The organism is Flavobacterium sp. (genome assembly GCF_023151265.1).
Taxonomy (GTDB): Bacteria; Bacteroidota; Bacteroidia; order Flavobacteriales; family Flavobacteriaceae; genus Flavobacterium.
On the sequence record NZ_JAKLJH010000077.1, the window covers coordinates 1 to 12,443 of the forward strand.

Sequence of the window (12,443 nt, forward strand, 5' to 3'; positions counted from 1 at the left end):
ATTTGGGATTTTTTTTATCCAATGCGCAACCCATTTTCAACAGGAATATCAGAAGTAAGCAAAACAATATCGTTCTCCTCTCCTACTGAGCCTAACACCAAACATTCGCTCATAAAATCCGCGATTTGCTTTTTAGGAAAATTGACCACAGCGATAATTTGTTTGCCGATTAAATCTTCTTTGGTGTAACGTTTGGTTATTTGTGCAGATGATTTTTTAATCCCTAATTCCGAACCAAAATCAATCGTTAATTGAAATGCTGGTTTATTCGCTTTTGGAAAATCATTTATTTCAATAATAGTTCCAACGCGCATTTCAACTTTCTCAAAATCATGCCAAGTTATCATATTTTATAAAATAAAAAAGTACAATTTACCGAAGCAAATCATACTTATATTAGACTTTAAATAATTTTATTTTTTAGATTTTACTTTACAAGTATTAATTCCGAACAATACATAAAACGGACAAAATTGCACCGATGCAACGGTAATCATTACGGCTCCAACAATAAGAGCAATCCATTTTAAATTACCTTCTAAAATTCCTGAAAGACCAAGAATTATGGCAATTACACCAATCATCACACGTACAAAACGATCAGCTGTTCCTATGTTTTTCTTCATAATCTAAAGTATTAAATTTATTTAACGGTTGGTTTTTCTTCGCTTTTCCAATTGGTAATTCCGCCTTCTAAATCGGTAATAGTTTTAAATCCTAATTCTTTTAATCTAGCTGAAGCTTTAGCACTTCTTCCACCCGATTTACAATAGACCATTACTGGTTTTTCTTTATCTAAATTTGCCACTTTTGCATCAAAATCATCTGCGGTAACATCAATATTTATTGCATTTTCTAAATGACCTTCAGCAAATTCTTCAGGTGTACGAACATCAACCAATTGAACATCTGGTTGTGCCATGTTTTTTTCATATTTGGCTACATCCAACACTTGAACACCATCTGCTTGATTCTTCAAACAAGAAGTCAATCCGAAAAATAGGATGACCAAACTCAATACTTTTAATTTCATTATTTTTATATTTTTGTTTGTTTTCGTTTATAAATATACAAAAAAATCAATTCAAATGATTACTAACTATAGTTGTTAAATCTCTAGCACTCAAAACTCCCGATTGTCGCCATAACATCTTTCCTGCTTTAAATAACATTAAAGTAGGAACACCTCGCACCATAAAATGACTAGCCAAATCTTGATGTTGGTCAACATTCACTTTTATAATTTTTACTGCATCTTTTAAATTCAATTTTACTTCTTGCAATATGGGCGACATCATTTTACATGGTCCACACCAATCGGCATAGAAATCCACTAATACCAAATCGTTACCGTTAATAATATCATTAAATTTTGGATTCATAATCGTTTATTTTTTACTTTCAAAGATACGATTTGGAAAATCTTTTTTCTGTAATATTTGTTACACAAACTTAACATGACAATTATCATTTTTTATTTTTCAGAAGCGCTTTAAGTTTGTACTGTGCTAAAAATCTATTGCTATGTCAGTCTCAATTGTACAAAAATATAACGTTCCCGGACCTCGCTATACTAGTTATCCAACTGTTCCTTATTGGGAAGAGGAAAAATTTCATTTAGAAGATTGGAAACGAACACTTTTACAATCTTTCAAAGAATCAAATGCTTCAGAAGGCATTAGTTTATACATTCACCTTCCGTTTTGCGAAAGTTTATGTACGTTTTGTGGATGTAACAAACGAATTACCAAACGCCATGAAGTAGAAGATCCATACATAACAGCAGTTATAAAAGAATGGAAATTGTATTGCGATTTATTTCCAAGAAAACCGATTATTAAAGAAATTCACTTAGGTGGCGGAACTCCAACATTCTTCTCTCCAGAAAATTTAGAAAGTTTGATAAATGGTATTTTTCAATATGCAACAAAAGCTGAAGAACACGAATTTAGCTTTGAAGGACATCCAAACAATACAACAAAACAACATTTACAAACACTATACGATTTAGGCTTTAGAAGAGTAAGTTTTGGAGTGCAAGATTATTCACCAAAAGTGCAAGAAGCCATTCACCGTATTCAACCTTTTCATAATGTGGCTAAAGTGACATTTTGGGCAAAAGAAATTGGCTATACTTCGGTTGGGCACGATTTAATTTTCGGGTTACCATTTCAAACATTAGCTGATGTAAAAGATACAATTGATAAAACCAAATCGTTACAACCCGATAGATTGGCTTTTTACAGCTACGCACACGTGCCATGGATTAAAGGAAACGGTCAACGTGGATTTAAAGACGAAGATTTACCAAAAGATGATGAAAAACGTATGTTATATGAAGAAGGCAAAAAACAACTAGCTCAAAACGGTTACTATGAAATTGGAATGGACCATTTTGCATTAGAAAACGACAGTATGTTTACTTCATTTAAAGAAGGAAAACTACACCGTAATTTCATGGGCTACACCGCTTCAAAAACGCAATTGATGATTGGTTTAGGTGTTTCTTCTATTAGCGATAGTTGGTACAGTTTTGCGCAAAACGAAAAAACCATTGAGGATTATTATACGCATTTAGCCGAAGATCAATTACCAATTTTCAGAGGTCACGTTTTAACGCCAGAAGATTTAATCATCAGAAGACATATTTTGAATTTAATGTGCCAATTTACCACTTCATGGAAAGATAAAACTTTAGATTTTCCTGAATTACCATCTGTATTAGCTAGTCTGGAAGAAATGCAAGACGATGGTTTGTTAAGCATTCAAGATGAAACTATTATAGTAACCGAAAAAGGAAAACCATTCGTTAGAAATATCTGTATGGCATTCGATTTAAGATTAATCAGAAAAGCACCAGAAACTAAGCTATTCTCAATGACGATTTAAGTTCAACTTGAAACCTGAAACAAAAAAACTATTCATATAAAATGTACCCTGGTTTAGACAATTGGAAATCATATAATGATAAATTCGTATTTTCAAAAGAATTAAACTTATTTATTCCATCACCTTCAAAAGGAATGGTTGGATAATACGAAAACGAAATTTGAAAACTATTAAATACTAAAAAGTCATTATTGATTAAAGCACCAATGCTAAATTTCGAATATACTTTACTCGAAAACAAAGCTTTTTCATTTGCCAAAGAACCAAATGTCATGTTAAAATATGGACTAAATCGGAAACCATACCAACTTCCAGGAATATACGATTGTGTTTGAAAGGACATTGACCATTTTTGTGTTCCGATTAATCGATTATTAAACCCTGGCAAGCCATCTTCATCAAGTAAAGTCAATCGATCTTTAAATGATTCATCTCTATTATTTCCCCAAACATAAGTAGGTTTTACAAATTGTCTAAAACGCCAATTTCCCCATGAAATCAAAGGACTAAAATAATTCAAGCCCATCTTAAAAGTAGTTTGTTCAGTAAAACCTGCATCATAAAAACTTCCCCATTCGGCAAAACCGCTGGCATAACCAAACGAACACTTTTTTCCGTAGGAAACACTCAAACCTGTATACATTCGAGAATTACTATTTTTCTCTTGATGACCAATGATTAACGCAATATTTTCTCCATACGGAACATCCTCCGTAATATTATAATTGAAAACAAACGTATCTTGATAGAATTTTTGTCTAGAAACCCCAATCATTCCAATCCAATTCTTTTCATTTGAAAAATAATTGGAAGGATCTAAAGTGGCTTCTGGTATTCTTCCAAAAACTTTTTGATTATAGGTTAAAGCCAAAACCATATTCGTAAAATAGCGTTCTGGATTGGACTTTGAATTGATTTTAAAAGCTCTACCATACCAATATTCCTGAAAATCATAAGATACTTTTTGCAATGAAATTGTATCCAAAACTGGAAATTGCTCCGTTCTCATTCGGTTTTCAAAATAAAAACCTCCAGCATTTTTAGCGATTACAGAATAAAATGGTCGATTGATATTTACACTTCGCTTACTATCATTGTTAAATTCATTCGCATAATCCAAATCAAAACGAAAATAAGTATTCTTAATATTATTGATGGAATACTGAGCATAAACTGCTCTCTCCTTAGTATCAAATCGGTTCTTAATATTTCCGCTTATCAAATGCCCAAAACCTAAAATATTACGTTCGGTTAACTTGGCACTACTTTCAGAGGAGGATAAACTTCCTGTTGGAATTAAAGTCCAGGAATCTAAAACTCTAATTTTAATATCGATAGAATCTTTATTTTTTGGAATATCAACAGGAACAATCGTAACCTCACGAATATAACGCTGACTTCTTATCAAACGTTCAGATTCTAACAATAACTTAGTATCTAATTTATCGTTCTTTTTAAAAAGCATAATATTCCGAATCGTTACTTCCTTGGTTTTAATATGAACCGAATTACCATACTTCTCCAATTTACGCTTTGGAACTTTCTTTTCATTTGTAACCGAAAATCCAAAAGGATCTAACGTTTCAATCGTAATGTTTCGAATAATTTTACCTTCTTGATGTTTTTTTACTAATTTATCCTCCTTTTTAGGCTTTGATGGAATCAAATTTTCCGCTTTCAAAGCAGATTCTCTAAAAATAAGTTTATACACAAATCTTGAAAACTTGCTTTTTCTAGACAAATCATTAATATCCTGATAAATCGAGATACTATCCCCTTTTTTATCAACGGTTTGCGCCTTTCCTTTCCAGGAAATCATGCAAATACATAAAAAAAGAAAAAGTTTCAATTTCATAGCTGGAGTAAAAACTAAACTTGGACGAAATTATTGTTTAAAAATCGAAAGTACTAATAAAATTAAGCAAATACAATAACTTTATTCTCGCCACAAGGCACAAATATCATTCCAAAAAGATTATGTACCTTTGCAAACAATTTTATTTACATTATGAAAACGTTCCAAGAATTCGATTTACCAAAATCACTACAAAAAGCATTAGACGAATTAGGTTTTGTTCACGCTACACCTATTCAAGAAAAATCGCATTCTGTAATTCTTTCAGGAAGAGACATGATGGGAATTGCACAAACCGGAACAGGAAAAACCTTCGCTTACTTATTACCAATTCTAAAACAATGGAAATTTCAAAATAACGAATCACCAAGAGTAGTTATTTTAGTTCCAACGCGTGAATTAGTAGTTCAAGTAGCAGAAGAAGTGGAAAAACTAACCAAATATATGAGTGTGCGAACACTTGGAATTTATGGTGGTGTCAACATCAATACACAGCGAAAAGCTTTAGCAGAAGGTGTCGATATTTTAGTCGGAACTCCTGGTCGTGTAATGGATTTAGGTTTAGATGGCGTTTTACGTTTTGATGAATTACAAAAATTAGTAATTGACGAATTTGACGAAATCCTAAATTTAGGTTTCCGTGCGCAATTGACTTCGATTTTATCGATGATGCGTGGTAAAAAACAAAACATCTTATTTTCGGCAACCATGACCGAAGAAGTAGATGCAATGTTAGATGAATATTTCGAATTTCCTGAAGAAGTTTCTTTAGCACAAAGTGGAACTCCGTTAGAACAAATCGAACAAATTGTATATCAAGTTCCGAATTTCTTGACCAAATTGAACCTATTGAAACATTTGGTTCGTGAAACAGAAGGAATGGATCGTGTGTTGATTTTCGTAAACAACAAACGTATTGTAGAATTAGTTTCCGAAACTTTAGAAAGTGAATTTCCTGAGCAATTTGGAGTAATTCACTCCAACAAATCGCAAAATTATCGTTTGAATACGATGGCAGCTTTTCAAGGGGGCGAATTAAGAGGTTTAGTTACTACCGATATTATGGCGCGTGGTTTGGATATTTCCGATATTACGCACGTTATCAACCTACAATTTACCGAAGAACCAGAAAAATACATGCACCGTATCGGTAGAACCGGTCGTGCAGATAAAACGGGTGTTGCTATAAGTTTGATTTCGCCAAGTGAAGTGGAACCAAAAATTGAGGTAGAATTATTAATGAATACCGAAATTAAAGAACTTCCAATTCCAGAAGATTTAAAAATAGAAGAACGCTATTTAGACTTCGAAAAGGAAAAGAAAAAAATGAAGTTCTTATTGAAAACCCCTAAAAAAGAAGGTGGCGAAGCATTTCACAAGAAAAAAGATAAAAATGCCAAAGTAAACCTTGGCGGACCAGGAAAACGTAAACCAAGAAAAACCGAATCTAGAAATAGAAACATCGAACGTAAAAGAGACGAGAAGAGGAAGAAGAAATAATCCTTTCAACTGAGTACAAAACTACCGTCACTTCGAGTGATTTTTAAAAGGAAAAATGCTAATTTTTGCTTTTAAAAATTATATCGAGAACTACTGAAATAATATAACTCAATCGTCACTTCGAGTGATTTTAGATTTTAAAAACCTTAGTTTTTGAAATCTAAAATTGTATCGAGAACTACTGAAAACTTTTTTCTATTTTTGCTTAATGCAAATCTCATACATCTACATACTTAAATGCGCAGATGATTCCTATTACACAGGAGTAACAAGCAATTTAGAACAACGCATGTACCAACATGATTCAGCATACTTTCCAGATTGTTACACCGCTTCAAGAAGACCAGTGGAATTAGTTTTCTATGCGGAATTCACAAATATCGAATTCGCAATTGACAAAGAAAAACAAATTAAAAAATGGTCAAGAGCTAAAAAAGAAGCTTTAATCAATGGTGACTATGATGAACTTCCTAATCTTGCGAAGAAAAAGTTTAAGAAATAATTGTTTTCAGTAGTTCTCGATACATTTTTTATAAAATAGCTAAGGCAATTTTATAAAAAACACTCGAAGTGACGATAGTGGAATTATATTTTCAAAATTTCTCAAATCCGCGTCATCTGTGTTTCAAAAAAACTCCAACCAACATTTTCTGAATTCTAATTTCTAAATTCTAAATTGAATTTCGTACTTTTGACAAATTCTAATTATAAATGCAGTTCAAACATCCAGAAATTCTCTACTTCCTTTTTCTGTTGGTCATACCAATTTTGGTGCATTTATTTCAATTACGTCGTTTTAAAAAAGAATATTTTACGAACGTAAAACTCCTGAAAGAACTTCAAATTCAAACCCGAAAAAGTTCTAAAATAAAAAAATGGTTATTGTTGGCGACACGTTTATTGTTGTTAGCTTGTTTAATTTTATCGTTTGCCCAACCCTTTTTTGACGCCAAAGACACCACAAACAAAGGAAACGAACTCATCATTTTATTAGACAATTCGTTTTCGATGCAAGCCAAAGGTGCAAAAGGCGAATTACTCAAACGAAGCATTCAAGATTTATTAGAAGAATTACCTGAAAATCAACAATTCTCATTACTTACGAATTCAGAAGTTTTTTGGGACACCGATATCAAATCCATTCAAAAAGAATTGCAAAATTTAAAGTATTCAGCAATGCCTTTTCAGTTGGATTATTTGATTAATCAAGTCGAAACCAAAAAGAAAAATACCAAAAAAGACTACGTTATTATTACCGATGCGATTCAATCCGAAAGTAAAAAAGCATTGGATTTAGCCGAAAATAATGTCGTGTATTTCATACAACCCGAAGCGCAAAACAAAACCAACATCAGTATTGATAAGGTTACAATTTCACAAGTTTTGGATCAATTTTACGAACTAAAAATCACGCTTCAAGCTTTTGGAGAAACCGAAAATGAAGTGCCACTTTCTATTTTTAGTAACAACAAAGCGATTGCTAAAACCATTGCAAAATTTGAAAATCAAAAGACAGAAATTGCAATCACCATTCCAAAAAACGATTTCCACGGAAATATCAGTATCGAGGATAACAGCTTAAGCTACGACAACGATTATTATTTAAGCATTTCAAAACCAGAAAAAGCGAATGTAATTGCCATCGGAAATTCGGATAAAAACAATTTCTTAAGTCGCATTTTCACGGCTGATGAATTCAATTTTCAAAGCACAGAATTAGCTACTTTAGATTACAATCAAATCGAAAATCAAGATGCGATTGTATTGAACGAATTAGAAGATTTACCAGTTGCTTTAGGAACGACTTTAAAATCATTTTACGAAAAAGGTGGTAATATTGTTTTAATTCCGAATTCGAAAAACACACCTTCTTTAATAAATGCTTTCACAAAAAACTTCGGAGGATTCAATTATTCCCAACTTACAACTTCCGAAAAACAAATTACGAAAATCAACTTTAATCATCCGTTGTACCAAACGGTTTTTGAGAAAAAAGTGAGTAATTTTCAATATCCAAATGTAAAAGAAAGTTTCACTTTATCAGGAATTACGAATATTTTACAATACGAAGACAATTCAGTTTTCGTGGGTTCGACTACGAATCGATTGGGAACTTTTTACGCTTTTTCCGCACCTGTAAACAAACAAAATAGTAACTTCCAAAATGCACCATTGATTGTTCCTACCTTTTACAACATGGGACAAAATCAAGGCAAAACAGGAATTAACGCTTACACCATTGGTGAAAACCAAAACCTAATTTTAGAAACGATTTTAGCCAAAGACGAAGTCGTTTCGGTACAAAAAGATGGTTATAGTTTCATTCCGATTCAACAAATTTTGAATACGAAATGCAAATTATCGTTTGGCGATTATCCAGAAGAAGCAGGAAATTTTGATGTCATAAAAGCGAACAATTCGCTAAAGAAAATCAGTTTCAACTATCCAAGAACGGAAAGCGATTTAACAAAAGTTTCGACTGCCAATTTTGAGAATTTCACTAAAGTAAACAACATATCCACCGTTCTGAACGACATTGCTTCTGAACGCACAAGCAATGAAATTTGGAAATGGTTTATAATCGCAACACTACTATTTTTAACAACAGAACTACTAATCCAAAAATTTGTAAAATGACACAAGTTATTCTAAAACAAGCCAAAATTATCGACGCTTCAAGTCCGTTTCACAACCAAGTAATGGACATTAAAATTGAAAACGGCACGATAACTCAAATAGAAAAAGAAATTGCAACTACTTCCGGTTTTGAAGTAGTAAATATTCCAAACTTACACGTTTCTAAAGGTTGGATGGACAGCTCGGTATCTTTTGGAGAGCCAGGCTACGAAGACCGCGAAACCATAGAAAACGGACTAAAAGTAGCAGCCAAAAGCGGATTTACAGCTGTAGCCTTACAACCGAACTCAAATCCAACCATCGATAATCAAGCACAAGTGCGATTTGTTTTGGACAGAGCTAAAAATCAATCAACAACTTTATATCCCATCGGAGCCTTAACTAAAGGAAGCGAAGGAACCGATTTAGCCGAATTATTCGACATGAAAAACGCCGGAGCTATTGCTTTTGGAGATTATAAAAAGGCTTTACAAAATGCTAATCTTCAAAAAATTGCGTTGCAATACGTACAAGATTTCGACGGCATGTTGATTGCTTTTTGTCAAGATAGTACTTTAAAAGGAATTGGAATTGCAAATGAAGGCTCAGTAAGTACAAAATTAGGAATGAAAGGAATTCCAGCTTTAGCCGAAGAATTGCAAGTGGCACGTAACTTATTTTTATTAGAATATACAGGAGGAAAATTACATATCCCAACAATTTCAACTCAAGGAAGCATCAAATTAATTAAAGAAGCAAAAGCCAAAGGATTAAAAGTAACTTGTAGTGTTGCGGTTCACAATTTAGTTTTAAACGACGAAGTATTAATGGGATTTGACACGAGATACAAAGTATTGCCCCCACTACGTGAAGAAGCCACAAGAAAAGCTTTAGTAGAAGCCGTTTTAGATGGAACGATTGATTGTATTACTTCAGACCATAATCCACTAGATATCGAACTTAAAAAATTAGAATTTGATTTAGCCAAAGATGGAACCATCGGATTAGAAAGCGCTTTTGGTGCTTTATTAACGATTTTACCACTTGAAGTAATAGTTAACAAATTAACAGCCAACAAACTGGTTTTCAATATTGATAACCCATCAATAACAAACGGAAGTAAAGCTGATATTTCACTATTCACTACAGAAGAAAATTGGATATTTGAAAAAGAGAACATCGTATCAAAATCTAAAAATTCGGCTTTCTTAGGACAAAAAATGAAAGGAAAAGCTATTGGAATTTATAACAACGGGCAATTGATAATTAACAATTAATCTATATGAAAGAAGAAATAAATAAAGGTAAACAAACAGCAATCGTAAGTTATTTAACCATTGTAGGTTCTATAATTGCCATATTTATGAATCAAGATGAAAATCGTAGTGAATTTGCTAGCTTTCACATTAGACAAGCATTAGGTATTTTCTTAACCTTCTTTTTACTAGGATATCCTGTGGGTTATTTTGATAATTGGATGGTTTCTGCTTCATTTTGGATATTTATTTTCATACTATGGATTTATGGTTTTATAAATTGTTTGAATGGCGAAATGAAAATAGTTCCTTTTTTGGGAGAACTATATCAAAAAGTTTTCAAATCCTTTTAACCTTCTAAACGCATAAACCTTTAACCTTTTCCATTAAAATGAACTTACACTACTTAATTCAAGAACCAAAAGTTAAACACGATAAAAATCCATTATTACTATTATTACACGGTTACGGAAGCAACGAAGAAGATTTATTTTCTTTTGCTACCGAATTACCAGATGATAGTTACGTAATTTCAGTAAGAGCACCTTATGATTTACAACCTTACGGACACGCTTGGTACGCAATTCATTTTGATGCGGATGAAAATAAGTTTTCTGATAATGTTCAAGCGAAACAATCGGTTGAGTTAATTGCTAGTTTTATTGAAGAAATCGTAAAACAATATCCAATCGATACTAAAAATGTAACACTAGTTGGTTTCAGTCAAGGTGCTATTTTAAGTTATGCTACTGCCCTAACCTATCCTGAAAAAATATCTAAAGTAGTCGCTCTAAGCGGTTATTTTAATCAAGAAATTATGCCAGAAGTTATCGATACGAAAGCCATTTCGCATTTAAAATTCTTCGTTTCGCATGGTTTGGTTGACCAAGTGATTCCAGTAGAATGGGCTCGTAAAGCAAAACCAGCATTAGAAAATTTAGGTTTAGAAGTCAAATATCAGGAATATCCTGTGGGTCATGGTGTGGCTCCTCAAAATTTCTATGATTTTAAGAATTGGTTACAACAATAATTTCTTTTGGAAGAAGTAAAAATCATATCTATAAAGTCTGATATTTTTGATAGAAAAAGAGACTTAATATTTCATCCCAATTTCTTGGAGTTTGATGATAATGATAGAATTGATGGTAATTCTACAAAATTTGAGAAAGAATCAATAGCTAAATTTAAATTCGGAATCAAATGGTTAAATGGATATGCTTTTACTTTCGGAAGAGTTTATTGCATTGATATTGAAGACCAAAATGGTAAGCAAATCAAATTGAGACTAAAATCATTTTATGGAATCAATCTCAAATCTTTATCTAAAAAATTTGTAGCTATTGTTGATGGTCTTCAAGACTATTATTTTGATGATATTTCAAGAAAATATTTACAAGATTTCTCTAGTAATATTAGATTTAAAATTAACAATATTGAATACGATCATCAAGGTATAAATTTTAAAAACAATTCAATTCCTTGGGAAGATTTACAAACTAAAAACTACAGAAACTATTTTTCTTTGAGTTCAAAATCAGACCGTAAAAAATATATTTTGGTTGACTATATGAATGATTGGAATGGAACTGTAATATATTCAGTCACTAGAAAAATTTTAATGGATAAAGGATTGTATATACAAAATTAAAAAGCTCTGAACTAATAATTCAGAGCTTTTCGTTTAACAAACTAAACTAAACATTTTAAGCATTATGATTTAGGTGTTACCACAGTATCCACTACATGAATGACTCCATTTTTTTGGTTTACATCTGCAATGGTTACTTTAGCACTGTTTCCATTTTCGTCTGTAATGTATAAGTCTTTACCTTTCATCCATGCTGTTAAAGTTCCACCGCTAACTGTTTTTAAAGTAGCTTTTCCATTTCCTTTTTTGATTGCTGCATCAATGTCTTTAGCATTCATTTTTCCAGCTACAACATGATAAGTCAAAATAGTTTGCAATAATTTTAAATTTTCTGGCTTTAACAATGTTTCAACAGTTCCAGCAGGTAATTTAGCAAACGCAGCATTTGTTGGGGCAAAAACGGTGAATGGTCCATCAGACATTAAAACATCAACTAATCCAGCAGCTTTAACTGCAGCTACTAAAGTAGTATGGTCTTTAGAATTAACTGCATTTTCTACAATATTTTTACTTGGATACATTGGAGCACCTCCTACTTCAACCGTTTTTTCTTTCATTTGAGCAAAAGAAGTTGTTCCAACTAATAATCCGAAAGCTACAATTGCAGTAGCAAAAAATTGGTTCGTTTTCATATTATAATTTTTAAGTTTTATAATTGCATTTACGCTGAAAATAAAAT

At 32.1% G+C, this 12,443-nt stretch carries 14 protein-coding genes; 8 read left to right on the top strand and 6 right to left on the bottom strand.

Translation table 11 applies throughout. From position 1 onward, the window contains the following. Nucleotides 1-14 precede the first annotated feature (14 nt). From L6Q46_RS08360 to trxA, 4 genes are all read right to left on the bottom strand, one after another. Entirely contained in the window at nucleotides 15-347 is a 333-nt protein-coding gene (locus tag L6Q46_RS08360) for a tRNA-binding protein (protein ID WP_291283920.1), read from the bottom strand. 66 nt (nucleotides 348-413) lie between these two features. Continuing rightward, on the bottom strand, nucleotides 414-626 hold the full coding sequence (locus L6Q46_RS08365; protein WP_291283921.1) for a DUF2892 domain-containing protein: 213 nt from the start codon (nucleotides 624-626) through the stop codon (nucleotides 414-416). Nucleotides 627-643: 17 nt separating this feature from the next. Further along, nucleotides 644-1,033 carry a rhodanese-like domain-containing protein gene (locus L6Q46_RS08370; protein ID WP_291283922.1) on the bottom strand — a complete coding sequence of 130 codons (390 nt, stop codon included), beginning with the start codon at nucleotides 1,031-1,033 and terminating at the stop codon, nucleotides 644-646. A 46-nt stretch (nucleotides 1,034-1,079) separates the two neighbouring features. Then, nucleotides 1,080-1,382, bottom strand: coding sequence for a thioredoxin (gene trxA, locus L6Q46_RS08375; RefSeq protein WP_291283923.1), 303 nt, complete (start codon nucleotides 1,380-1,382; stop codon nucleotides 1,080-1,082). Between the two features lie 142 nt (nucleotides 1,383-1,524). On the opposite strand from trxA, the gene hemN reads away from it, so the two are divergent. Beyond that, nucleotides 1,525-2,889: an oxygen-independent coproporphyrinogen III oxidase gene (hemN, locus tag L6Q46_RS08380; protein WP_291283924.1), complete on the top strand. Its 1,365-nt coding sequence runs from the start codon at nucleotides 1,525-1,527 to the stop codon at nucleotides 2,887-2,889. Nucleotides 2,890-2,917: 28 nt separating this feature from the next. On the opposite strand, the gene L6Q46_RS08385 is transcribed toward hemN, so the two are convergent. After that, nucleotides 2,918-4,708: a hypothetical protein gene (locus tag L6Q46_RS08385; protein ID WP_291283925.1), complete on the bottom strand. Its 1,791-nt coding sequence runs from the start codon at nucleotides 4,706-4,708 to the stop codon at nucleotides 2,918-2,920. Between the two features lie 189 nt (nucleotides 4,709-4,897). On the opposite strand from L6Q46_RS08385, the gene L6Q46_RS08390 reads away from it, so the two are divergent. From L6Q46_RS08390 to L6Q46_RS08420, 7 genes are all read left to right on the top strand, one after another. Continuing rightward, a complete protein-coding gene (locus tag L6Q46_RS08390) occupies nucleotides 4,898-6,244 on the top strand; it encodes a DEAD/DEAH box helicase (RefSeq protein WP_291283926.1) in 1,347 nt (448 codons plus the stop codon). A gap of 208 nt (nucleotides 6,245-6,452) precedes the next feature. Then, nucleotides 6,453-6,746, top strand: coding sequence for a GIY-YIG nuclease family protein (locus tag L6Q46_RS08395; RefSeq protein WP_291283927.1), 294 nt, complete (start codon nucleotides 6,453-6,455; stop codon nucleotides 6,744-6,746). Nucleotides 6,747-6,955: 209 nt separating this feature from the next. Continuing rightward, entirely contained in the window at nucleotides 6,956-8,881 is a 1,926-nt protein-coding gene (locus L6Q46_RS08400) for a BatA and WFA domain-containing protein (RefSeq protein WP_291283928.1), read from the top strand. Beyond that, entirely contained in the window at nucleotides 8,878-10,137 is a 1,260-nt protein-coding gene (locus L6Q46_RS08405; RefSeq protein WP_291283929.1) for a dihydroorotase, read from the top strand. The genes L6Q46_RS08400 and L6Q46_RS08405 overlap by 4 nt, the downstream gene beginning before the upstream one ends. Nucleotides 10,138-10,142: 5 nt before the next feature. Next, nucleotides 10,143-10,469, top strand: coding sequence for a hypothetical protein (locus L6Q46_RS08410; protein WP_291283930.1), 327 nt, complete (start codon nucleotides 10,143-10,145; stop codon nucleotides 10,467-10,469). Nucleotides 10,470-10,507: 38 nt separating this feature from the next. Then, on the top strand, nucleotides 10,508-11,146 hold the full coding sequence (locus L6Q46_RS08415; RefSeq protein ID WP_291283931.1) for an alpha/beta fold hydrolase: 639 nt from the start codon (nucleotides 10,508-10,510) through the stop codon (nucleotides 11,144-11,146). Between the two features lie 6 nt (nucleotides 11,147-11,152). Next, nucleotides 11,153-11,764, top strand: a complete 612-nt coding sequence (locus L6Q46_RS08420) for a hypothetical protein (protein WP_291283932.1) — start codon at nucleotides 11,153-11,155, stop codon at nucleotides 11,762-11,764. 62 nt (nucleotides 11,765-11,826) lie between these two features. On the opposite strand, the gene L6Q46_RS08425 is transcribed toward L6Q46_RS08420, so the two are convergent. After that, nucleotides 11,827-12,396: a fasciclin domain-containing protein gene (locus L6Q46_RS08425; protein ID WP_291283933.1), complete on the bottom strand. Its 570-nt coding sequence runs from the start codon at nucleotides 12,394-12,396 to the stop codon at nucleotides 11,827-11,829. Nucleotides 12,397-12,443 lie beyond the last annotated feature (47 nt).